This window comes from Exiguobacterium sp. RIT594, assembly GCF_003339585.1.
GTDB lineage: Bacteria > Bacillota > Bacilli > Exiguobacteriales > Exiguobacteriaceae > Exiguobacterium_A.
Map to the genome: position 1 here is coordinate 1 of NZ_QPKF01000011.1, position 24580 is coordinate 24580.

24 protein-coding genes are annotated in these 24580 nt (G+C 45.2%); 2 read left to right on the forward strand and 22 right to left on the reverse strand.

Annotated elements, in window-relative coordinates; translation table 11 throughout:
- From DVG79_RS15520 to DVG79_RS15550, 7 genes are all read right to left on the reverse strand, one after another.
- On the reverse strand, positions 1-698 hold a 698-nt coding region (locus DVG79_RS15520), incomplete at its 3' end, for an NAD-dependent epimerase/dehydratase family protein (RefSeq protein WP_114597483.1).
- Positions 699-704: 6 nt separating this feature from the next.
- Positions 705-1331, reverse strand: coding sequence for a sugar transferase (locus DVG79_RS15525; RefSeq protein ID WP_114597484.1), 627 nt, complete (start codon positions 1329-1331; stop codon positions 705-707).
- 30 nt (positions 1332-1361) lie between these two features.
- Positions 1362-3212, reverse strand: a complete 1851-nt coding sequence (locus tag DVG79_RS15530) for a nucleoside-diphosphate sugar epimerase/dehydratase (RefSeq protein ID WP_114597485.1) — start codon at positions 3210-3212, stop codon at positions 1362-1364.
- Positions 3213-3251: 39 nt separating this feature from the next.
- Positions 3252-4145, reverse strand: coding sequence for a UTP--glucose-1-phosphate uridylyltransferase GalU (galU, locus tag DVG79_RS15535; RefSeq protein WP_114597486.1), 894 nt, complete (start codon positions 4143-4145; stop codon positions 3252-3254).
- A gap of 190 nt (positions 4146-4335) precedes the next feature.
- The gene (locus DVG79_RS15540; protein ID WP_114597487.1) at positions 4336-5100 is read right to left on the reverse strand and encodes a tyrosine-protein phosphatase; all 765 of its coding nucleotides are present in this window, start codon (positions 5098-5100) and stop codon (positions 4336-4338) included.
- 11 nt (positions 5101-5111) lie between these two features.
- Positions 5112-5807, reverse strand: a complete 696-nt coding sequence (locus DVG79_RS15545; RefSeq protein ID WP_026830246.1) for a CpsD/CapB family tyrosine-protein kinase — start codon at positions 5805-5807, stop codon at positions 5112-5114.
- Entirely contained in the window at positions 5800-6531 is a 732-nt protein-coding gene (locus tag DVG79_RS15550; RefSeq protein ID WP_114597488.1) for a YveK family protein, read from the reverse strand. Before DVG79_RS15550 ends, DVG79_RS15545 begins: the two co-directional genes overlap by 8 nt.
- 198 nt (positions 6532-6729) lie before the next feature.
- On the opposite strand from DVG79_RS15550, the gene DVG79_RS15555 reads away from it, so the two are divergent.
- Positions 6730-7884, forward strand: a complete 1155-nt coding sequence (locus tag DVG79_RS15555; protein WP_114597489.1) for a hypothetical protein — start codon at positions 6730-6732, stop codon at positions 7882-7884.
- Positions 7885-7925: 41 nt separating this feature from the next.
- Here the strand turns inward: DVG79_RS15555 and DVG79_RS15560 are convergent, their stop codons facing one another.
- The 8 genes from DVG79_RS15560 to DVG79_RS15595 all read right to left on the reverse strand — a co-directional run bounded on the left by DVG79_RS15560 (position 7926) and on the right by DVG79_RS15595 (position 18977).
- Positions 7926-8852, reverse strand: coding sequence for an LCP family glycopolymer transferase (locus DVG79_RS15560; protein WP_114597490.1), 927 nt, complete (start codon positions 8850-8852; stop codon positions 7926-7928).
- A 181-nt stretch (positions 8853-9033) separates the two neighbouring features.
- On the reverse strand, positions 9034-9723 hold the full coding sequence (locus tag DVG79_RS15565) for a hypothetical protein (protein ID WP_114597491.1): 690 nt from the start codon (positions 9721-9723) through the stop codon (positions 9034-9036).
- Positions 9724-9756: 33 nt separating this feature from the next.
- Positions 9757-10476: a hypothetical protein gene (locus DVG79_RS15570; RefSeq protein WP_114597492.1), complete on the reverse strand. Its 720-nt coding sequence runs from the start codon at positions 10474-10476 to the stop codon at positions 9757-9759.
- Between the two features lie 16 nt (positions 10477-10492).
- The gene (locus DVG79_RS15575) at positions 10493-11194 is read right to left on the reverse strand and encodes a hypothetical protein (RefSeq protein WP_114597493.1); all 702 of its coding nucleotides are present in this window, start codon (positions 11192-11194) and stop codon (positions 10493-10495) included.
- 16 nt (positions 11195-11210) lie between these two features.
- The gene (locus DVG79_RS15580; protein WP_114597494.1) at positions 11211-12779 is read right to left on the reverse strand and encodes a S8 family peptidase; all 1569 of its coding nucleotides are present in this window, start codon (positions 12777-12779) and stop codon (positions 11211-11213) included.
- Positions 12780-12940: 161 nt separating this feature from the next.
- Positions 12941-14551 (reverse strand): S8 family peptidase, encoded by a 1611-nt coding sequence (locus tag DVG79_RS15585; protein WP_233494624.1) that lies wholly within the window; start codon positions 14549-14551, stop codon positions 12941-12943.
- 179 nt (positions 14552-14730) lie between these two features.
- Complete coding sequence (locus DVG79_RS15590) at positions 14731-18030, reverse strand: hypothetical protein (RefSeq protein ID WP_114597495.1); 3300 nt, start codon at positions 18028-18030, stop codon at positions 14731-14733.
- Between the two features lie 533 nt (positions 18031-18563).
- Positions 18564-18977: a hypothetical protein gene (locus DVG79_RS15595; RefSeq protein WP_114597496.1), complete on the reverse strand. Its 414-nt coding sequence runs from the start codon at positions 18975-18977 to the stop codon at positions 18564-18566.
- 165 nt (positions 18978-19142) lie between these two features.
- Here DVG79_RS15595 and DVG79_RS15600 point away from each other — a divergent pair, with 165 nt between their 5' ends.
- A complete protein-coding gene (locus DVG79_RS15600; protein WP_233494625.1) occupies positions 19143-19388 on the forward strand; it encodes a hypothetical protein in 246 nt (81 codons plus the stop codon).
- 67 nt (positions 19389-19455) lie between these two features.
- On the opposite strand, the gene DVG79_RS15605 is transcribed toward DVG79_RS15600, so the two are convergent.
- The 7 genes from DVG79_RS15605 to DVG79_RS15635 form a co-directional block, all read right to left on the reverse strand.
- A complete protein-coding gene (locus tag DVG79_RS15605) occupies positions 19456-20304 on the reverse strand; it encodes a pirin family protein (RefSeq protein ID WP_114597498.1) in 849 nt (282 codons plus the stop codon).
- A 139-nt stretch (positions 20305-20443) separates the two neighbouring features.
- A complete protein-coding gene (locus tag DVG79_RS15610) occupies positions 20444-20875 on the reverse strand; it encodes a helix-turn-helix domain-containing protein (RefSeq protein WP_012371518.1) in 432 nt (143 codons plus the stop codon).
- Between the two features lie 116 nt (positions 20876-20991).
- On the reverse strand, positions 20992-22530 hold the full coding sequence (locus tag DVG79_RS15615; protein ID WP_114597499.1) for an SdrD B-like domain-containing protein: 1539 nt from the start codon (positions 22528-22530) through the stop codon (positions 20992-20994).
- A gap of 136 nt (positions 22531-22666) precedes the next feature.
- A complete protein-coding gene (locus tag DVG79_RS15620; protein ID WP_114597500.1) occupies positions 22667-22993 on the reverse strand; it encodes a four-helix bundle copper-binding protein in 327 nt (108 codons plus the stop codon).
- Between the two features lie 130 nt (positions 22994-23123).
- Positions 23124-23546 carry a hypothetical protein gene (locus DVG79_RS15625; RefSeq protein ID WP_114597501.1) on the reverse strand — a complete coding sequence of 141 codons (423 nt, stop codon included), beginning with the start codon at positions 23544-23546 and terminating at the stop codon, positions 23124-23126.
- A gap of 7 nt (positions 23547-23553) precedes the next feature.
- Positions 23554-23976, reverse strand: coding sequence for a 3-hydroxyacyl-ACP dehydratase FabZ (fabZ, locus tag DVG79_RS15630; protein WP_012371522.1), 423 nt, complete (start codon positions 23974-23976; stop codon positions 23554-23556).
- 27 nt (positions 23977-24003) lie between these two features.
- Positions 24004-24300: a DNA-directed RNA polymerase subunit beta gene (locus tag DVG79_RS15635; RefSeq protein ID WP_114597502.1), complete on the reverse strand. Its 297-nt coding sequence runs from the start codon at positions 24298-24300 to the stop codon at positions 24004-24006.
- Positions 24301-24580 lie beyond the last annotated feature (280 nt).

Here is a 24580-nt window from a genome sequence, read left to right on the forward strand (position 1 = left end):
CCTTTTATAAAGATTATACGTTTACCAGTATATTTAGAAATTTTCCCCACTAAAAATGTTGTGGTAACATACTCATTATTTTGCGGGTGAAATATTCCTTCTTCTTGATTATCAATAATCTTTTTTGTAAACAAAATTAAATTATCAATATAAATCATACTTCTATAATTTATGACATGCGGAAAAAAAGGAGTTATTTTTGATAATTTTAATAAATTATCAAAGTTACCAACACAGTTTTCACCATAAATCATGGGCGGCCTAATTATTACTATTTTAAATTTATTATTTTGCAATTTTAATAGCTCTTTTTCAGCTTTTAATTTTGATTTTCCGTAATAAGATTTAGGTTTTAAAGGTGTATTTTTATCGATATTACCTTTGGATACTCCAAATACATTCATTGTGCTAAAAAAGATAAATTGTTCTACTCCATCTTTTTTAGATTTTTCAGCAAGCTCTTTTGTCAAGTCGCAATTTATATTGATATATTCTTCATAAGATCTATCTTTTTCATTTTGATGAACAATTGCGGCTAAATGTATTATTACATCATACTTCGAAAAAACTTTAGCTTTCCATTTGTTGTCTCTTAATGAAACAAAATCTACAGAATATTTTTCTGAAGTAAGTTTCAAAAATTCAAAAAGACTTTTGCCAACATAACTGTTTTCTCCTGTAATCAATACTCTTTTCATTGACTACTACTCCTTCGCACTAGCTGCTTCTTTTACTGCAATTTTCCCGGTACCACCTTCAACTACTCCATCGCTTTTTAGAACACTAAAAATTGTTGCGACGAAACACCGTGTATCCATCAGGATTCCCATTCGTTTTACATACTCTCCATCAAGCTTGGCTTTAATTTCAATCGGCAATTCATCACGACCATTGATTTGTGCCCAACCTGTTAAACCGGGTAATGTATCATTCGCTTGGTATTTATCACGTTCATCGATTAAATCGTATTGATTCCATAAAGCCGGACGTGGTCCGACAAATGCCATCTCACCTTTTAAAATGTTAAAGAGTTGTGGTAATTCATCGAGACTTGTTTTACGTAAAACCTTACCAACACGTGTAATGTATACATCTGGATCTGCCAACAAATGAGTTGGAGTATCATTTGGTGTTTCAATATACATCGTTCGGAATTTTAGAATGTTAAAATGATTTTTATTTAGACCAACTCGTTTTTGCTTAAAAAACACTGGACCTCGTGATTCGATCTTAATTGCAGCCATGATCAGGATAAAAACAGGAATTAAAACGAAACAAGCAACAAGGGCAATCGAAAACCCCAGGGGACGTTTGATTTTTAAGTAATTCAAATTTCATTCCTCCTTTTTATATACGGTTTATCAAACTAAATTTTCTTCGCGTACAACCACATCATTTGCAATATCGAGTAAAACATTTCTTAATTGCAGTGGTGCATTCTTATGTCGATCAACTAAATTTAAAATATTCATGACTGGTTCTTTTTGTCGCGTGCGACCAACGAAGATTTTTGGATAGATTGCTTCCGGGTCCACTTCGCCGTCTTTCAAAAGTTCTTCATACATCTTCTCACCTGGACGAATCCCTGAGAACACAATCGGCATTTCGTCTTCTGTAAACCCACTCAGTTCAATCATATTTTTTGCAAGATCCACAATTTTGACCGGTTCACCCATATCAAGGACAAACACTTCTCCACCATCCGCCAAGATACCGGCTTGAATGACTAAACGGCTTGCTTCCGGAATCGTCATGAAGAAGCGCGTCATCTCTGGATGAGTGACCGTCACCGGTCCACCTGCTAAAATTTGTGATTTAAACAGTGGAATAACTGAACCACGACTACCCAGTACATTCCCGAAACGAACGACAGCAAATTTCGTTTTACTACGACGCCCCAGTTCTTGGACAACCATTTCGGCAATCCGTTTTGTTGAGCCCATGACGTTCGTTGGATTCACGGCCTTATCGGTTGAAATCATGACAAAGCGCTCTGCTCGGAATAAGTCAGCTACTTCGGCAACATTTTTTGTTCCGTATACATTGTTTTTGACCGATTCGTACGGATTTGCTTCCATTAATGGGACATGCTTATGCGCCGCTGCGTGGAAAACAACCTGTGGCTTATGTGTCGCAAACACTTCTTCCAGTCGCGTTCGATCTTGAACGTCGGCAATGATGGGGACTAAGTTAATCGGAAACTGAAGTCCACGTAGTTCTCGTTCAATCAGGTAAATACTGTTTTCTCCATGACCAAGTAGTAAAATCGTTGTTGGATTAAATTGAATGACTTGTCGGCAAATTTCTGATCCAATCGATCCACCCGCTCCGGTCACAAGAACTGTTCGTCCTTCAATTTCTGATTTAATTCCTGAAATATCGAGTTCGACCGGCTCACGACCCAGCAAATCCTCAATGGAAACATCACGAATCGCACTGACAGAAACCTTACCTGTAATCAACTCCTCAATCATTGGCAACGTTTGAACGTTTTTACAAAGCGTTTTCGCTTCCGTGATTAGTTCAATCCGTCGTTGTTGTGTTAATGATGGAATTGCAAGGACAATCGCTTCAATCTGGTGTTTTTCAATGACAGATTTTAAATTTTTTGTTGTTCCAACAACTTCAATCCCTTGAATCATGAAATGCATATTTTTAGGATCATCGTCCAAAAAAGCAACAGGCTTTAACTCATGAAACGGTGACGCGTACAATTGTCGGACTAACGAACGTCCGGCTCGACCAGCTCCAATTACAAGCGTGCGTTTACGTGACTTGACCATCCGGCGAGGTAATGCATATTTGCGCCAATGTTGACCAATTCCAAGTAAGCGCAACGCGACACGAATCGCACCGAGCAATAATAAAGAAATACAAAAACTAAGAATTGTGATCCGTTCGAGCACTTGTCCAAACACCAAATTCTGATAGACCATTAAGCCAATCGAACTTGCACCAAGTGACAACGATAAAGTCAGTGCCTCCTGAATACTTGCATACTTCCAGTTGACACGGTACAGCTTCATTAAGAAAGCCAATGTGACGAACAACAAAGCAAAGACAGCAGCTGATTGCAATAACAACTGACTATCAATGAGTTCAAACAATTCTTTAGGATATAAGAAAAAATAAGTAAATCCCATCGCAAGCCCTAAAGCTACGGCATCAATACAAGCTAACGTCAGGGTTCGGTAATAATAGTAGAATTTCAAAAAGCAGTCTCCTTTCTATTTATGATTGGTGAAAAGTACTTAGACAAGTGAAGATGCTTTTGCTCGTTCTGCCAGTAATTCTTCCATCATCTTGGCTACATCGTCTCCAAGATCATCTCGCTTCAACGCAAATTCGAGTGTCGTTTGAATGAAACCCAGTTTTTCCCCGACATCATAACGCTTTCCGTCGAATTCGTAGGCAAAGACCCGTTGCATTTCATTGAGTCGCGTAATCGCATCGGTCAATTGAATTTCACCGCCCGATCCGACTTTTTGTGTTTCTAAGTATTTAAAAATTTCCGGTGTCAATAAATAGCGGCCTAAAATTGCTAAATTCGATGGTGCTGTTCCCGGAGCCGGTTTTTCAACGAATGATTTCACCTTATGTAAATTCTCTGAGATGCTTGTGCTCGGATCGACAATCCCGTAACGATGCGTATCTTTATCCGCAACCGGTTGTACACCGATGATTGAACTGTTCGTAATCTCATACTGCTCGATTAATTGGCGTGTACATGGTACCTCTGCTTGAACAATATCGTCACCCAGCATGACAACAAACGGTTCGTTTCCAATAAACGCTTTCGCTTGCAGAATTGCGTCTCCAAGACCTTTTGGCTTTGATTGACGAATGAAATGGATATTAATGTTTGTTGTCGCTTCGACGAGATGGAGCAACTCCGATTTATTTTTCGCAATCAAGTTCGCTTCCAGTTCCGGCACGGAATCAAAATGATCCTCAATCGCGCGTTTCCCTTTACCGGTAATAATTAAAATATCTTCAATCCCCGATTCAATCGCTTCTTCAATGATATATTGAATCGTCGGCTTATCGACGATCGGCAACATTTCCTTCGGCATCGCTTTGGTTGCCGGTAAAAAACGTGTACCAAGTCCAGCAGCTGGAATAACCGCCTTTTTTACACGATTCATGAAATCAACTCCCAGTTCTAATTTCAGATTCCCATAATATAATCAATTTGGCATTCTTTATGTAAATTAAGATAACACATCCATTGCTGTTTATTCCATAAAGTTTTCCAATTGTCGATATTGTAAGCGTTAACATAGAAAAAAGAGAGTCAGAATTCACTCTCTTTACATTTTCTTCACATTAAACCCTTTATACCCACTGACCCTTCCAGTTCTTTTCGACTGGATTTGGAGGATTAATCGTCACGAGTTGATTTAGAAGAACTGCTTCATTGTTCTCATAAATTTCTTCGTACAACCAGTCTTCTAATTCATGCTCCAAATGTTTTCGGCATTGTTCCCAATAGAACGGGCGTTTTTCAGTATGGTGGGCGTCGGACGCCACGAGATGGGCCAGTCCGTTTTCGAGTAAGGCAACGGCAAACCGTTGGACGTCTTTGCCGTACTTCCCGATCAGACTGGCACAGGTCACCTGGCTGATCGCCCCATTTGAAATCAAGTCAAACAGTAACGTTGGATTTTGAATGATCGCTTTGTTTTTTTCCGGATGAGCGATGACGGGAACGTAACCGTCAGAAATTAATTCGGCAAACACTTGTCGCGCATAGGACGGGATTCCGGTCGAAGGAAATTCAATCAGTAAATAACGTGAATCCGCAAGTGGCAACGCCATACCCTTTTGAACTTCTTCAATCAAATCACCCGTCAAACGAATCTCATGCCCCGGATATACGGTGATTGGAATATTTCTCTGATGAAACAGGACATTTAGTTCATCGACGCTCAGTTTCACATCGACGTCTTCCGTCTCGAACTGCGGATGAAACAGGTGCGGTGTCGCAATGATTCGTGTGACCCCTTCACTTGCTGCCTGCTCCGCCAGCTTTAACATTTGCTCGACACTCGCCGGACCGTCATCGACCAGCGGTAAAAGATGACAATGAAGATCAACCATGATGGCACCCCTTATTCATAGGAATAATAGTATTGATACGCTGAATCATCCGTCAGTTCACGACGGTTCAAGACAACACCGAGGATCTTCGCTTCGGCCAGTTCGAGTTGTTCTTTGGCCTTCAAAACACGTTGACGATCTGACGTCATACAGCTGACGACAAGGACGACACCATCTGTCAATTTAGACGTGATCCGGCTGTCGGCCACTTGAAGTAATGGCGGTGCATCCAGGATGATGACATGATATTCTTCCCGTAATTTCAAAATGAGGTTTTCCATCGCCTTAGACGATAATAATTCAGCCGGGTTCGGCGGGATTGGTCCTGCCGTCAAGATCGATAAATTTTCGACTTTTGTCGGAAGAATGGCTTTTTCAAGCTCGGCTTGTCGTGTCAGCAAACTGGATAATCCCAGACCATTGGCGACCCGGAACGTATAATGAACCGTCGGACGACGCATATCGGTATCGATGATCAGGACCTTTTTTCCTTGTTGGGCATATGCGACCGCGAGATTCGAAGAAGTCGTCGACTTCCCTTCACTTTGTGTCGCTGATGTCACAAGCATGACTTGAATCTCTTTATCCACTGCCATGAATTCGATATTTGTCCGGATTGTCCGGTATTGCTCTGCAATTGGCGACTTCGGTTGAGTGACCGTAATCAGATTACGGGCATCTTTATTCATCTTATTTTTCTTAGCCATATTGTTTTGCCGCCTCTCTCTTTGTTGCTTTCGCTGATGACTTGAAGACTTTGCTGTCAATATCCGGGATACTTCCTAAAACAGGCAAGTCAAGAATTTGTTGCACTTGTTCCTCTGTGCGAATTCGACGATCGAGTACTTCACGTAAGAAAGCAAGTCCTACACCTAATAAGAAGCCAACCACTGCGGCGATTGCTGTATTCAAGATGATATTTGGGCTGACCGGAGCAGTCGGAATGCCTGAAACAGATAATACTTTGACGTTATCGACGTTCATCAGGTCCGTGATGTCTTCACTAAAGACTTTCGCAACGGAGTTTGCAACGTTTGATGCAAGGGCAGCATCCGTATTTTGGACAGAGACGTTGATAACCTGTGAATTTTGTTCACTCTCGACAGTAATCATATTGTTCAAAGCACCGATATTGTCAGGTGCGTTTTCGACTTCTGCTTGAACTTTTTCTAAGATAGCGGGACTCTTGATAATGACACGGTATGTATTTACAAGTGTGACGGACGATTGGACTTGCGAAGCATCAATCACATCGTTTTCCTGTTTTTTCGGTGTGACCAAAATTTGCGTACCGGCTTGATACGTCGGTTTGATCAAAAAGGTACTGACGGCAAATGAGATGACGGCTGCGACGATGGTCAGTGCGAGAATCCGCCAAAGCGATTTTCTCAAAATTGAAAATAATTCTTGTAAGCTGATCGTTTCATTCATGGTTTGATTATTCTCCTTTATTTGTCTAATACGGTGTATTTTTTTATCAACTAGAACTCAGTATAACAAAAAATTGGGAAATGGTTGATTAAATTTCAGGAAATAACATACGTTTTTTGAAATTTGTTGCGTATAATAAAGAATGACATGTTTCTTTTTACATGAATTTCCGGATATCAACATAGGAGGAAGATCTTCATGCATCGCTCTCTAAAAGCCCTTCAATACTATACATCGCACTCGGAAGAAGACATCCGTCGCCTTCATGAACGGATTCGTTTAAGCCTTGCTTCGACAGAATCGTTAACGGATACAATGATTCGTTTGACAGGCCAGACACCACTTGTTCCGTTCAAGCAGGATACAGTAACCGCCGACGAATGGTCAGCTTTTTTAGCCGGCAAACATCATGAAGCGTTAGCTGATTTTTACGGAACACTCGTGGCTCGTCCGATTCTTGAGGAAGATGGTCCTGTCGAACCTAAAGAGGACACCGAAATTGCTCCAGCCCTATCGCGGACGCACCGTGAACTAGAAGCATCACGCAGAAAGAAAATCAAAACAAGACCCGAACCGCGCTCCAAACGAAAAATTCCATGGGGATGGATTGCCTTACTGCTTCTTTGTTTCTTCCTCGGCGCCGGCGGGACATATGTCTATTCGAATTACATCGCGTCTCCCGACACAAAACCGAAATCATCCGTCGAACAACCGGTGACGGTTGAAAAATCCGAGGAAAAAACTGAGGAAGAAACACCCGCTGCAAAAGCAGAACCTGACGTTCTTTACGTCAAAACCCGTAACACGAACATTTACAGTGACTCCGGTCTAACCGATACTCTTTACGAAGCCGACTTTGGTGATGGATACCGGATTCTTGAAACAACGGATACCGTCAGCAAAATCGAATTGACGGACGAATTGACCGGATACATCAAAACGGTGGATACGACAAAATCACTGAAAGAAGATGCAATTGCCGACGAATCGTTATTAACATGGGTCGGTGATAATCTCGATACAAGCTTCGTTACTGAGACGCTCATTGACCTTATCGGCAAATCTGCCGAAGATTTAAATAGTGCTTATGGTCCACCGGAACGGACGTTTTCTGATGAAGTAAACACGTACCTGTTCTACGGTAATCATTTCTTTACACTCCAAAACGATAAAGTCATCGCGATTGACTGGTCGGAAACAGCGATCACAAATGCTGAACTGGCTACCCTTGCGCCGCTTCAACTGGAAACGGAGACGACTGGTCTTGTCACAAGTAATTCTTACCGTCTGCAACGGTTTGAACAAACAGAAACAAGTACCAGCCGAGTGCGTTTGGCTGAACAAAATCTATAACAACAAAAGGGACAATCCGAAAAATGGATTGTCCCTTTTGTTTACTCCAGACCAAGCGAGTAACGTAATGCGGTTTTCGTTTGGGCCAGTGAATCATCAGTCGGATGCCAGTAATAAATGCCATCCGCTTCTTTTCCACCTGTTCCTTCAAGCTTTAAATTCTTTTGGTTTTTAAACGCATCCATATAATCAAAGGCAAGCGTCCGCATCGGTTTGAACGATACATTCGTTTGAGCGTTTTTACCGACGACATCCATGATTGCATTGAATTTACTGACAGAAACGTCCGATGATAATTTGGCGACGACTTGTTCAATGACTTGGCGTTGGCGCATTTGACGACCAAAATCTCCACGTGGATCTTCATAACGCATCCGTGTGTACTTCAAAGCTTCGTCCCCGTTTAAATTGATTTTTCCGACCGTGAACTGCTTCTCACCGACTTTAAAATCTAGGTCATTGTTGACGGTCACTCCACCAACGGCATCAACGAGTGAAGTGAAACCTTCCATGTTGATTTCCGCATAGTAGTTGATTGGAATATCGAGGAACTTCTCAACGGTTTTGATTGCCATCTCCGGTCCGCCGAACGAATAAGCATGGTTGATTTTATCATTTGTCCCCTTACCGACGATGTCGACTTTCGTATCGCGTGGGATGCTGATCAGACGACTTTCGTTTTGTGTCGGGTTGAGTGTCATGATCATAATCGAGTCACTCCGTCCCCGCTCGCCCGGACGTTGATCGACTCCAAGTAACAAGACTGACACCGGTTTTTGTTTTTCGACGACTTCGTCACCCGTATTTTTGACCGGCGACTGAATCTTTTTGACGGTTTGATCAACCTGATAATACGTGTAGCCGATAAACCCTCCGATTCCGACGACCAGTACTAGAGCGATTAACAGCATAACCTTTAACGGCGTCCACCGCTTTTTGACTTTCTTTCTTTTTTTGACACGTTCCACGTTTTCACTTTCCTTCCTATTCATTCTCACGTATTCGTTATGTAACTTCATCAGTTCTCGTTATTATCGGTCAAACAAAAACGATCTTACAGTCGAGTATACTGAAAATTACGGACGAATTGTCAAAAACGGGAAAAGATGAAAAAAAGAGTCTACCGGTTGGCAGACTCTTTCGTCCAGATTAATATGACATTTGACTTGAGACGGTGTACGTTTTCTTTTTTGTATTGTATTCGAGCATGACAAATTTTTTCTGTTTTGTCGAAGTCGGGAAGACATATGTTTTAAACTCTGATTTAATCGCAAGTCCTAAATCGATTTCCTGCTTCGTTTGGACAGATGTCATATCAATTGAATCCAGTCCTGTCCATTCCCCTAGTCCTTTTCCTGACAATACACCATCCAATTGTTTTTCAGTCATTCCCGTTTTAATTTTCGCGCCTTTTGCAAGTTTCATCTTACTTTCACGCGCGCCTGTCGAAGAGTCACGGAACAGATCAAGCGACTTCGATGTCAGACGATAAACCGAACTGTTTTTCTTTGTCATGAACATCAGCGTCGTAATATCAGAAGGTACGATTTCCTTTTTGTCATAAAAACTATAAATCGTCGTCTTTTGACCTTGCGTCGTGCTTGTCGCCTCTGCTTTTTGTTTCAGGACGGTCATTCCGTTCTTTTTCGTTAATTGTTTTTTATAGTCTTTTCCGTAAAGAACTTTTGCTGCCTGTTCAATCGTCATCCCATTCTTTAATGTCTTGAATTGTGTCGTTACCTTTGTTTCTTGTTTCGTTGCCGCTTCTGCTGTGCCTGCGATCAGTGTTGATCCGGCGATCAATGCCGCGATTGTGAGTTTACCAAATGTTGTTGTCATGTGTGTTCACTCTTTTCTGTTTTAATTTAAGGTTTAGTCAAGTTCTTGATCACTCGAGAAGGTCTCAGCGCCACTGACGCGATAGTTTTTTTTATCTAAATCAAAGGCCATCTCAATTCGCAACCGCTCGTTCGGATGATTGGTCCGGAAAAGATAGACTTTCCCTCGTCCTTTCCCTTGACCCAATCCCATTCTTTCCATGTCCCGCTTGGACAGCGTATGACTGAAATCGGCTACTGACCAGGTCATCCAGTCGCCAAGTCCCTCTCCTATCAACACTTTATCGAGTTGCTGTTCCGCCATACCATTCTTAATTTGTTTTCCTCTTTTCAGTTGCTTGTCGCTTTGCCGGACACCCATCGGATTTTCCCCACGGAAATCAAGTGACTTTAAAGCTAAGCGGTATACCTTTTCCTTCGGTTTGACCGTAAAGAAGAACGTCATATAGTTTTTCGAATCACCTGTTTTCTTGTCGTAAATCATGTAATAGAGGAAATCCATCTGCTCAGATGTATCTTGCTTCGGTGACTTTTCCTTCAGAACTGTCCGTCCGTTCTTTTTCGTCAACTGATTTTTATAAGTCTTACCATATCGTTGCTTTGCAAACTCGGTAATGGTCATTCCTGTCTTATATTTCGTGAAGGCGGTCGTAACTTGTTTTTCCTGTTTGGTCGCCGCCTCGACAGGATTGATTACTAGAGTTGATGTCATGAGCGACACCAGGACAGCGTATTTCAACATTCCCTTTAACATGAAAGACTGCTCCTTTTCACTTCATTTCAATCGGGAAGATAGAAAAGTTATCTAACTTATACTGCTTGCTTCGGTCGTCAAATCCCATCGTCATACTGATTTGTTTCTTTGGATTCGAACTTTTAAAGACATACATTTTAGCTTGTCCCCGGTAGTCATGCTCTTTTTGTTGCTGTTTGGTTTGAACAGCACGATAATTCCAAGACCAACGCAGCGCTACCATGCCCAATCCTTTTCCGGACAAAAGCTGATCGAGCTCTGCTTCCGTTTCTTCTCCCTCAATATGTGTCACATGTCGGAGCATCCGAGTACTTTCACGTAAACCAGTAGTCGTATCTGCTACAAACTGCAGCGTCTTTTCCGTGAGGTAGTATGTTGTTTTGTTCTTCTTTGTGTAAAATTTAAGCGTCGTCACTTGGGGTAACGTCTTTGATTGGTCATAAAACGAATATTGCCGTGACCGATGACCTTGTTCATTCTTAGCCCAATCTGCTTTTTTCTTAAAGACCGTCGCTCCATTCGTCTGTTTTAAATGCTGTTTGTATGATGCACCGTACATGATTTTGGCGATTTGCGTCACGGTCAGACCGAACTTAAACAACCGGTATTCTTTTAATACGCGTTGCTCTTCCTTCGATGCAGCTTGTCCGTCGAGTGTCCCGCTCAAGCACAGGACACCGATGACAAGGACCAGCACCAATTGTTTTAAACACTTCATGATGTGCCTACTCTCTTCATTTCAGTAATCGAACTGCCCGATCGGCATCGAGTCGCCCGTATCCGTACGACGGGTCGTATCCTTTTGCGCCAAGATCCTGTGCCGACTTCTTAAGGATTGCTTCCACTTCCGACGCTTTGATTGTCGGCTTCAGACTGTAGAGGAGACTCGCAACACCGACGACGTGAGGGGCTGCCATCGAAGTCCCGCTCCAAAAAGCGGATTCGCCGTCACTGAGATAACTCGGGATGTCTTGTCCCGGAGCGACTAAATCCAGTCCCTTGCCATAGTTCGAGAAGGACGACCGTTTATCGAACCGATTCGTCGATCCGACCGAAAACGCATACTGGGACCGGGCCGGATACGACAATTTACTTTGTCCTTCGTTACCGGAAGCGACAATGACGAGAACCCCTTTTCGCTTCGCATATGCGAGAGCGTCTTCAATTGCCCGGGATGAGAAACCACCGCCGATGCTGATATTGATGACTTTGGCTTTTTGTTTGACGGCATGTAAAATGCCTTTCGCAATATCCGAGTTCAACCCGTAGTTGTCTTCCCCCAGCACTTTGATCGGAATGATCGAAGCCTTGGCATTGATGCCGGACATACCGTACGTATTGTTACTGTTCGCCGCAATGATACCGGCGACATGCGAGCCGTGCCCATGATCATCAATCGCGAGTTGACGGCGGTTGACGAAATCGTAACCGAGGTCCATCCGGACACGTCCGGCAAAGTCCGCGTACGTCGGATTGATCCCGGTATCGATGACCGCGACGAGCACCGTCGATTGTTTTTTAACGGCGATCCGTTTCTTCATCGCATCGAAGTTGATATCGGCGCCTTTGACGCCACCGCGTTGCCCTGTATTGTTTAGTGACCACTGATACGATTTAAAGACGTCCCCACCGAGTCCATGCATGGAGCTGTCGAGCTCGACATACGCAACACTACTCGATTTTGCGAGTTGCTGTTTCGCCGCCAATGCCTGCATGACCGTCTGGTACGTGAACTTGACGAGGCCGAGGCCGGCATCAATTGTTTCATGCTTGACGGCTGACGTTTTCTCGGACAGTTGTTGTTTCTGACTGCTCGTGCCTGTTATCTTGACGACGAGACTGCTCGACTTCGCGACCGTACCCGATTGACCAATCGATTCCCGAAGCGGCTGCAACCGCTCAAGCTTAAACGGCACGACAAACGCTGTGTTTTTCTTTCCTTCGATTTCTATGTACTGACGACCACTCCAACTGAGCGGGAAGACGAGCGACTGATTCGTGACTTGATCATATCGTCCGTAAACCAGTTGTCGTTTGTAATCGGATTGTGACTCATAAACGGTGACGGCTTCCGTCTCGTCGGCAGCAAATTTCAGATGGGTTCCGCCTGTCAGGTAGGTTTTCGTGTCAAAGTAGAACAACGCTTTTCCTTTACTGTCAAACTTACCTTTGATGTAGGCTTTCTTTGTTTTCGCGTCCAGCGTCGGTAATTTTTTGGCGCCGGTGCCTGCTGCTTCTATTTGAGTCGGGATCATCGTCCCAAGGAGACCTGCTACTGTTAATCCTGCAATCCACTTTTTCATTTCCTCACTCCTTCATCCACCTTTTGACCTATAAAACCAGTATAATGGAAAATTTTACGCTAAACACCTAATTTTTACGTTTCAAGCAGATTTTTTTCATGTTTTCAAGTTACTTCACAAAAAAAAGGTGCACTCAGCGTCAACTGAATCCACCTTTTGCTTCATTTAATGTAGCTCGTCGCACGATCAGCGTTCAGACGACCGGAACCATAGGTCGTATCATACCCTTTTGAACCGAGGTCCTTCGCTGATTTCTTGAGGATGCTTTCAACGTCTGCGGCCTTGATTGTCGGCTTTAGACTGTACAAGACACTGGCGACAGCCGCGACATGCGGCGCTGCCATCGAAGTCCCGCTCGCAAAGGCCAGTTCTCCGTCTGCGAGATAACTTGGAATCGAGACACCAGGTGCAACGAGATCAAGTCCCGTTCCGTAATTCGAGAACGACGCCCGTTTATCTGTCCGTCCTGTCGCACCAACGGAAAGCACATATTTCGAACGTGCCGGGTATGACAAGGCTTTTTTACTAGCATTACCAGAGGCGGCGACGATCAGTACATTTTTACTTTTCGCATAGGCTAATGCCGACTCGACCGACTTGGATGACGTATCGCCACCAAGACTGAGGTTGATGACTTTAGCACCTTTTTTCACCGCATGATTGATGCCACTGACCAGGTCCGACGTATAACCGGCACCGTTCTCATCGAGCACCTTGATTGGAATAATCGAAGCTTTCGCATTAATCCCTGTCATCCCGTACGTGTTGTCCGTACCCGCTGCAATGATGCCGGCGACATGCGAGCCGTGACCGTAATCATCCCATGCGGTTTTTGAACGGTTGACGAAATCGTAACCGAGATCCATCCGGACTTTCCCGGCGAAATCCGCATAACTCGGATTGACACCGGAATCGATGACCGCAACGAGCGTCGTCGACTGCTTTTTCTTCGCGATCCGTTTTTGCATCGCTGCCAGAGCGATATCCGCTCCTTTGAGTCCTTTTTTCTGACCGGTGTTGAGGAGTGACCATTGATGGTGCTTGAAGGCGTCCGTTCCGAAAGCTTGAACCGGCGTATCGTATTCGACATAGGCCGTCGCGCTCGACTGCTCGAGTTTTTGTTTCGCTGCTTTTGCTTCCGCCGCTGAACGATACGTCAATTTTTCTAAACGCAATTCCGGAGCAAAAGATTCGACAGACTCGGCACCAAGACTGCTGCCGCGTACCATACCCGCTTTTGTTTGGACGATGAGGGATGTTACCGTACTTGCCTGTGCTTGAACGGAAGAACTGCTGGTCGCGTCAATCGGTTCGTAGCGCGAGACACTGAACGGGACGGAATATGTATCGCCCGGGTATCCTTCTAAAATCAAGTACTGCCGGCCGCTCCAGCTGAGCGGAAAATACATCGTTTCGTCATTACGCTGGAAATAACGATTATAGACACGTCCGGCATCAATGTCTGCTTTACTCGTAAACATCGTGCCATAGACATCCCAATCGAGATCAAATTCAAGATGCGTCCCGTCCTTCACAAAGTCTTTCGCATCCATATACCAGATAGCAAAACCATCTTCATCAAATCGTCCTTTCATCGGTGTTCCGACATAACTGCCCTGGAACGTCGGTACAGCTTTCGCTTGATTGATTTGTTTTGCACTGACGGTTTTTTGTGTTGTACCAGCAGTTTTTTGTTGATCGACGGCTTCCCCGTTTACGCTGAGTCCGATGAATAAACTCGCGGCGAGACTTCCTGCGATGATTTTTTTCATTCCTTCACTCCTTCAATTGTCTTAGGTCCTTACTCCTATATACCCGATATTTTTGGAATAATGTGGGATATTTAAAATCATTTACCTGATTCGTTTATTTCCATTCGTTTATTTCTATACAAGAAAACAGACGAAAAAACACCTTTCATCCATTGCTGGACAAAAGGTGTTCAAGAAGATTAGTTTAATCCGAGAAGAACGGCTTTCTCGTAACCGCCAGTCAAGACAGAGTTGTCGTATGACTGAAGATCTTTGTTGACGACGATGACGTTCGACAACGTTTTGAGTGTACCAGCTGGGACTTTGATCTTAACGATATCGAGTCCGTTCGAGACATTGTCATCTGAGTCAGCAAGCGAGATGCTTGTTCCGACCGGAAGTGCTTTTCCGTTCAGGACATAGTTCGCTGTGCTTGTCGCATCGTACATACCAGAGTATTGAACACCCTCTGTGAACTTGACACGGATGACGTCTTTTTCGTTTTTCTCGTTCGCTGAGACTTTAACGATTTCGAACGGTGTCAGAACTGGTTTAACAGGCGTTTTCATGAGTTTGAAGTCATGTGTCGCTGTTGCAACCGTGTTACCGACATCATCAGACAATGATTTGACGACGACTTTCCACTCTTCGCCGTATCCTTCCATGTCGACGAGGCGTTGCAGACTTTCGTTTGCTTTGACTTGGAAGTTTTTGTCCGTTGTATCCGTGTACTTGACGACAGATCCGTCGATTGTAACGATTTTTCCATCTTTGTTCTTACCGATGAATTCAACCGTCGTTTTCGGTGGGTAAACCACACCGTCCGCATTGATGAGTGGCGTGTTGTACTCATCGAGGTCACGGATTTTCACCGGCTCGCTCATCATGACAACGAAGTCGTTTGTCATTGGTACGCGGTCGATCGTGTTGATCTCAGCACTCTTCAGGTCCGGCGTGTTGAGCGGCGATCCTTCATAGCTGAGGTCAAGTACTAACGCGTCGTTCTTCTCACCGTTCGCTTCGGCCTGGATGGCACCTTTTTCGAGCGTGATGCGGAACTTATCGTTGTAGTAGTTCTCTTTCGTGTTGACTGTATCGTAGATTTCCGTCCAGTCTTTCATCAATTCGAGGACAGCTTCGCCCGTTTCTTTGTTGTAAGACGTGACGTTGACATACTCGCTGAAGTCTTCGTATTTTTTCGTGTTCGAGTTGTAACGCTCAAACTTCAATTCATTATCAAGCAATGCCAGAATATCCGCATTTTTGAGGCCTTTGCTGAACATTAAGCGGAATTGTTCAGGTGACTCAACGACGACGCCGGCTGTCGGTTTGACTGTATCTGCCGCAACCGTGAAGTCGAGGTTTTGTGTCGTTCCGATGTTGCTTTCATCCGAAAGTGCTGCGAAGTCCATCGTATCCCAGACTTGAAGCGAGTGTTTCCCTGCTGCGAAGTATCCTTCTTTGACGCCCGGATAATCATCATTCAACATGATGCGGACTGTATCGCGACGGTCGACACCTGTTTTGTTATCAAATCCGTAATGGATGACTTTAAAGTACTTCTCTCCGTATTGTCCGTCGATTTTGAATTTCGCAGAATCAACCGCTTCAGAGAATTTCACTTCGAGTTGGTTCAGACCGACTGCTTTAACAGATGTCACTTCAGCAGGACGGGCATCCGTCAACTTGAAGCTTGCTTTTGATTTCACTTCTGTATCCGTGCTGCTCGTGATTTTCGCTGTCAATTTGACGACTGCGTTGTCCTGGAGCGGTGTTTCTTTGTCCAGGATCAATTCGAACGCTTTTGGATTTGAAGGAATCGCTTTGATACCGATGACACGCTTCATGCCATCAAACTGTTCGATTTGGATGTTGTCGTTTGCGAGGTAATCTTCTTCGTGAAGACCCTGCATGACTTTATCGAGTCCGAATGATTTGAGTAAGAGTTCACGTGAAACAGCTTTATCAAGGAAGACCGTAACGCGATCCGCCTGGTTTGATTCAGCTGCAAGGACGTTGATCATCTCGATCGGTGCTGGCGTGACCGCGATTGTGCTGAACTTGACTTTCGTCTCTCCAGAAATCTTACCGATGAGGTTTTTGTAGTCGCCTGCTGCCGTTTCGATGATTTCTGCACGGATCATCGCTTCGAGGTCAGTGTTGCTGAACTCTGAAGTGAGGATGACTGTTGCTTTTCCGTCTTGGATTGTCACGCGGTCTTTTGCAAGGGCACCGAATGAAGTCGATAATTTCAAGACGATATCATCTGCGTTTTTGTCGACTTCACCAGTTGCTTTGTCCTTGAGTAAGAACGTCACTTCTGTGTTGTCAGCTCCGTTTGCGACGATTGTCGATGCTTTCGGTGAAACTTCAAGCATCCAGAGGTTTTCAACGCCTTGTGTCATGAAGCTCATTGAACCGAGGTCACGAGCGACGCCGCCGATCATGATGCCTTTCGCTTCCACTGTGTAGTCTTTATCGTACTCAAGACCTGACACATCGAGGAGTGCTGATTTTTTGTCCGGGCTGAGCGTAACAGCTGTAACTGTTCCGCCTGCGATTTTGAAGTTTTCGACTGACGCACTGTCAACCGCGCGTGAGAACGAAACTTCGACTTTTTTGTTGCCGATTGCTTTTGCTGATGTCAACATCGTGTTCGCTACCGTGAAGTCCATTGCTGCTGATTTCACATCGCCGATTTTCACGACATAGCTGTGTGTGCCTTCAGGAATTCCGCCTTGTGAAGCCATGAATTTCCCGTTTGAAAGTGATCCTTTGACGACGATTGGTGCTTTTGACATATCTTTACCCGGGTAGATCAAGAGTTCTGCCATCGCGCCTGCCGCTGCGTACATGACGTCTGCTTTAACAGAAAGTGTCTGATCATCGACGCTTCCCACGACATTCATGATGTTCGCTGCTTTGACTTCATAGCTGATCGAACCTGTCACGACAGAGTTCGCACCTTTGTATGAGTAAGCAAGTTTATATTTGCCGGCTTTTGATGTGTCCGGTGTTTTCAGGTTGAACTTGCTGATCGGGCGTTTAACGATGATGCCTGATTTGTAGCGGATGCTGATTGTGCTTGGAAGAACAACTTTTCCTCCGACTGCGACTGGTTCGAGGACTGGTTCGAGGACATCAACCGGATAGTTCTGAAGTTCTACTTTGAGGATTGCTTTTTTCGAAGTACCAGAAACTGTTCCGTACAAGACTTGGAACTTGTTAATGTACTTTTTCTCGAATTTCACGGTACCGTTCCACTTCACTGAACGCATTTCGTACTTGCCGTTTGTGAGCTTGACTTTGACTTTCGTCGGTAACGTCAATTTCTTAACAGCGTACTTTGAACCGCCTGCATGTTTCATCAAAATTGGTTCGATGTATTTAACAGAGACCTTCGAAGCCGCGTCAGCAGCAACCGGTGCGACGACAGATGCAGTGACTGCGAGTGCAGCTGCAGCAGCGTACAATTTGTTTGATTTTTTCGTGTAAGCCATGTTTACAATTCCTCCTCTTGTCTTTCAAAACTAAATGCGACAATCCCAACCAGATAACCTACACTTAAAGTAAAATATTTGTAAATATTTACTTTAATCCAATCAACGAAGTTCCTGTCTTCTTCGGAGGAATACGTTCTGTTTCACACGCCGATCCATCGCCTATACAGTAGACGATCGTCAGTGATCCATTATGTATCCAGTTTGGGATGAACAGAAAAACGTTGTCGAACGCCCTATATATAAGGCATTACGTATGTTGTAGGTTTGTACCAAGTCTCACTTCCAGATAAGTGAATCACTCAGCTACAGCTCAAATATACAAAACTCAGAAACTAACGACAATAGGTTTTTTGTAAAAAATAGGTGAATAGTAGTAACTAGTAAAATATATTTACAGGTTGTATATGGAAATTAAAAATCTAACTATCTCTTTTTAAGAAAACGCTTACATTTATATCGAATTTCACTGAAGTCAATATTTTTCTGAAATATAATAAAGCCATCACGTGTTAGACGTGACGGCTTCTCTCTCAGGATAGACTCTGATTTGCTTGTTCCACCGCTTCCAAAAACGAGTCGCGCTGAAACCGGTGATCGGCATCCGCCGTCAGTTCAATCATGTCGTCCAAGCGGCGCAATTGAATCGGCAGACCACGTCCGATCCATTCGAGTTGTTGCTGGAGATGCCGTCTCGCCCGGTCGATCGTATGTCGTTCTGCTGCTGCGAACTGCCGTAAGTACTGCAAGACGTAACCGAATCCGAATTCGATCGGAATCCGTAATTCGGCGCCCTTGTCTTTAATCCGGATTAGACCTGCTCCATAATGAATCGCCCGTTCCCATTCTTCACTGATTCGTTCATACCAGTTTCCGTTCGTCAGACAATGTGTTTCCAGTGCTCCTTTAGGACCACTCGGCATGACGCTGAAGTAATCGATTTTCATTCGTCTTCTCCTTTTCCACAAAAAATAGGATGAATCCTTGATGGACTCACCCTATATGACAGGTCAAGAAGTGGGATTGTTCGAAAATCATGCGGATAAAAAACACATCATTCAACATCGAAAAAGCTTTTCGAATACGCTATACTGAATACGGGAATGGGAGGAATGCTCGTGGCGATTATCATCTTTTGCCTCGTATGTCTCTTCGCATATCGTATCCGCAAGCTTCCCGAAGCGATTCGGACGATCTTACTCATCCTCGGTTTACTCAGTGGATGGTTCGCGCTGTTTGAGATCATCAGTTATCTAGAAGCGAATCCTTACCTGGCCGCTATCCCGATTACACTCGGGCTCGGTTACTGGTTTTGGCGCCGCAAGAAAAAACGGACGACCGGTTCTACCTCAGTTTGAGGTCGAGCGGTGTCCGCCTATCAATCACACAAAACCGGTCCGTTCAACGGAACTGGTTTTTTTGTCGTCACAAGACAGCCGGTGGTCCGAATTTCCCGTCATGGTAGTCGCGGTACGCCTGACGGATCTCCTCTTCCGTGTTCATAACGAACGGTCCGTAGGCAATCGTTTCTTCCCGGATCGGTTGACCGGAGTAAATCAGCACCTTCGTCCGACTGACAGCCGTCAACGCGAGTGCACTGTCCCCTTGCGCCTGTTCATCAAACGTCAATGTCGCGGCCATCGTCTTCGAGAGGCACGTCCCGCTTGTCCCGGCTTCCAGTTCGCCTGCTAAGACATATAAAAAGGCATTATGGTTCGCCGGTAAGACATGCGAATACGTTGCTCCGGGAGCCAGCGAAATCTCACTCATCGTGATCGGCACCAGGCTGTCGAGCGGTCCCGTCACGCCGGCAATCGCACCGGAATAGACCCGGACGTGTCCGCCATCGAAGGTCACGACCGGGGCTTGTTCGAGCAGGACGTTTTGATACGATGTCGTCGTCTCTTTCAAACGTTTCGGCAGATTAAGCCACAGTTGCAACGTATGAATCAAATCGTCATCGACCGCTTCTTCGGCATGCCGTGCCGCCCAGCCGGCATTCATGTACTGGACGTCCCCGGCATCTAAAATCGAGTGTCCGCCATGATTATCGATATGTTCGAGCCGGCCGTCGATGACATAGGTAATCGTCTGAAAGCCGCGGTGCGGATGATCGGAAAACGTTCCGCGTTTGAACCAGTCTTCCGCCATCAGGATAAACGGATCAAACTCGTCCTTCCGGTCCGGTGACAGGACCCAGCCTTGCTGCACATGCGGATAACCATTTTGTTGATACGTCACTTGCCAATGGTTCTTCACATCACGTTCGAACATTTTTCCAACCCCTTCGTTCATTATGTTTTCATTGTCGCACAGCCGCGTCCTTAAGCCGTACTCGTTTGCTTATCAAAGCAGTATCCAGTCCACAAAAAAACGACCCCGGTCAGTTAACCGGAATCGTTCAGCACTTCAATTAAAGACGTGACGCCTTTTGTTCGAGGACGGCAATCTTCTCTTCGATTTCAAGCAACTTCAGTTCGTGTTCGAGTTCGAGGCGACGTTTTTTACGTTTCAATTGGCTCAGTTCTTCTGCGACCGACTCCGGTGATGCTTCCGGACGTGGTGGTGCCGACTGATCCATCGACTGACGGAGCGGATCAAACAGGTTCGATTTGGCAAACTTCGCCGCTTCCGGACCAAACAGGTCGTTGATGATCGGCAGGACTTTGTTCATCGCGTTGCCCGGAATCTGTGACTTCTCGTCGACGAGACGTTTGAGCGCCAGTTCATCGACCAAATAGCCTTTACCGTCCTGTTCCGCATGTAACTCGCCCGTACGGATCCAACGACGGACCGTCTCTTCCGATACGCGTAACAATTCACTGATTTGTTTTGTCGTTAACATCGTTATCCCTCTTTCCCATTCATTTGATACCTTTACTATACACACGTGTGTGCGTGTGTGTCAATCGATACACACATCAAAAACCCTCCGAACCGGTGTGGTCCAGAGGGTTGTACTTATCCTGCGCGTCGTAATAATAACCAGAGTCCGACAACAGCCAGTCCTGCTCCTGTCGCAGCATATGGGAACGGTTGATCTTCCCCTGCTTGCGGGAGTCGTTCACCGGACATACCGCCTGTCTCCGGATTGTCTGCTTGGACTTCCGTGACGGGGGCTTGCGCCGGTGTAGCCGATGTTTCCGTCGGTTGCGGTTTTGGTTCCGGTTTTGGTGCCACGACCGGTTTCGCCTTCTTGATTTCAGCAAGCAGGAAATACCCCATCGTCTCGTCCGTCAACGTGACCGAATCGGTTGTTGCTTTTCGTTTGAACAGTTTTAGGAATTCATCGTATCCCGGGAATTCTTCTTCGTCTTCATCTGCCATGCCGACAGCGAGAGCCTCTGCTCCTGCTTTCGTCAGTTCGAATGAATCCATCATCTCATCGAGCGAGACATGGTGCATCGCTTCGACCGTATAGCCGGCTGCGACTTCCGTCTTCACCGTATACGTCCCCGGTGTCAACTCGATCGACAAGGCATCGTCTTTTCCAACTTCTTCCGTATACACGTCTTTACCTGTGATGGCATCCGTTACCGTATACGTCGCAGGAATCGTCTGCTCCGAGTAACCGGGAATCTGATCGGCATTGGCGTCAAGGAAGTTCGTCACGATCAACAGATTCGCCATGTCCATTTCTTCGTCATCGAGACCATAGAGACCGGCATCCACCTGAACGATGTCGCCTGCTTTGAGTTTCACTTTCGCTAAATCTTCTTCGTCAAGATCGGAATCGATCGTCGGATCCGTTCCTTCATGTTGAGGAGACGTGTAGTAGTAACCGATATCCATGCCATACACTTCCACGTAATACGTTCCCGGCTTAATATCCTTGAACGTATAGAGACCGTCTTTCGTGTAGACTTCTTCGACGACATCATAGTTTTTATTTAAGAGATAAACCGGGACGTCACTGATTCCTGTTTCTTTTTCCTGACGAATCCCGTCTTCATTTTCGTCATACCAGATCGTTCCGTTGATGATTGCCGTCGTTGCTTGGACCGGTTCTTCCTTGACCGGTTCCGTTTCCGGCTTCGGCTCTTCCTTGACTGGCTCTTCTTTGACCGGTTCTTCTGTAGCCGGTTCTTCTTCGACTGGTTCTTCTTTCACCGGCTCTTCCGGTGTCGGTTGCTCTTCCGGAGTTGGTTCTGCCGTCACAGGTTCTTCCGGTGTCGGCTCCGCTTTGACTTCGCGGCCGAATTGAATCAAAATCGTCTTCGCTTGATCCGTCGACGTGACTTTCACGACAGGTGCTGTTTCCGCCGTAAAGGTGACGACCGGATTTTTGGCGATATCAATCGCTTGTCCCGTCAATCCGTCTTCGAAGACGATCTTCGTTTCAGACTCAAGATCGACCATTCCTTCGCCCGTGAACGTCAACGTATACGGATTCGTCCCCGTTCCTGTGACATCCCATGAAGAAACCGTTTCCGCCTGTGCTGGTGTGATGATACCTAAGACAAGCAGACACGCTACTATGTACATTCCAATTTTTCGCATTATGTTTGTTTTCGCTCCATTCTAAAATATGTGTTACCTAGATTTTAAACAATAAAGGGAAAATAAACCACCTGATATTGAATATTTGTTCAAGAAAAAAGACGACTGCGCCAAAAAAGGAACAGTCGTCTTCGATTCATACAAGAGAATGACAGGCTTCGGCACAAGATTCGCAGGCTGCAGCACACTTTTGACAATGGTCATGATCATGTTTTGCACATTCTTTGGCGCAGGCCAGGCAGATTTCCCGGCAGGCCGTAGCCAGTATCGCGACGTTCGGACTGTTTCGGACGATTGCTTGACTGAGCAGGCTGCAAATGTCTGCGCAGTCCCGGTCGAGACGGATACAGGCTGTCATATGGTTGACGTGGTCTTCGTTCAGACAGGCATCAAAACAGGTGTTACAGGCGACGATACAGGCTTCGAGCGTCGTTAGAGCTTCCTGGTGTACTTCGTGCATCATGTGGTTCCCCCTTTTAAACTAGTCAATTAGTAGACGATATTGTGTTTCTTCCCTCTTCCTGTTTCCTGAAAACAAAAAAAGAACCATACGATAACCGGGGAACAAGTGGTTATCGTATGGTTCCTTTCCATTAACGGACGACTTCAAGCGGAATTTCGATTCCACGTCCGGCGCCGGCATCGATGATCAAAACCGGCAGACGGTTTTCATCGAAGACTTCTTTTTCAATCGTCGTATCCGACGTATACGTTCTGATTTCCCCCATTTTTTTCGCCGTAAACGAAACGAATGGGAACGGAATCGACTGATTGGCAACATCCAATCGGATATCGACCTGCTGGTCATCCAGCCGGATATCGTTTGCCGTCCGAATCGTCAGACGCATCCGATCATTGTCCGTCGCTGAAATCTGAGCCGAGATGTTTTCCGTTTGTCCGGCACGCGTGACAGGATCGATGATGACCGTCGGGGAAGCGGTCTCCACCTCGTCAGCATGCTGACAACCGGTAATGACAAGCAGCGAGATTGCCAAAGGAATCAGCACACGCTTCATCACGGATTCACTTGATTGCGAAAGTCAGTTCAGCAGTACAGGCGACTTCCCCATCGACTGTTGCTGTGGCACGTCCTTTACCAATCGGTCCACGCAGTTTCGTCAGTTCGACTTCCAATCGGAGCTGGTCACCGGGAACGACCTGACGCTTAAAACGACAATTCTCGATGCCGGCAAAAAAGGCCAGTTTGCCCTGGTTTTGTTCCATCTTGAGAACAGCAAAGGCTCCTACTTGCGCCAATGCCTCAACGATCAACACACCAGGCATGACGTTGTAGTCCGGGAAATGACCATTGAAGAATTCTTCGTTTGCCGTGACATTTTTAATGCCGACAGCACGTTTTCCTTCTTCGACTTCTAAAATCCGGTCGACGAGTAAAAACGGGTAACGGTGCGGAATCACTTCCTTGATTTGTTCAATCGTATACATATAGCGCAGCTCCAATCACTGGTTAATTTAAGATTGTGTCCAAAAATCGGTGATGCGGGTCCATGTGTCGAGCTTGAGGACATCCATCGCTTCGCCACCACCAAGTGTCGCATACCCAACCATGGCACCGATCACTAACGCAAGGACAATAAGAAGAACAATGATCAATAAACGAACAAGGATGGGAACGCGGCGTGAAGAATACTGACGCAGCTTTTTACGTTGTTTCGGTTCCTGCTCCTGTTGCGCTTCGTTCTTGATCTGTTGATTACGTTTCAGACGTTCACGGGTCGGTTGGTCCGTTCCGGCTTGATTTTGTACCATCTTGATCACCTTTCATTGGTTCAGTCTAAAGAACAGTATAGCATATTAGTACCTGGTATTAAATAGTTGCAGTTTAGCTACAAAACGGTTCTTTTTTTAAGTGTAACATGCACAAACGATGAACTTGTAAAAAAAGTTCCGCATTTTGTATATAAGGAAGAAACCGAACCGTTCATACTTTTTTTAAAAAACTTTTTCAATTTTCCAATCCAAACAAAAACCGAGTGCGTATGCTGTTCAGAACGATGCAGACAACAACTACCAAATACTAATTAGATAT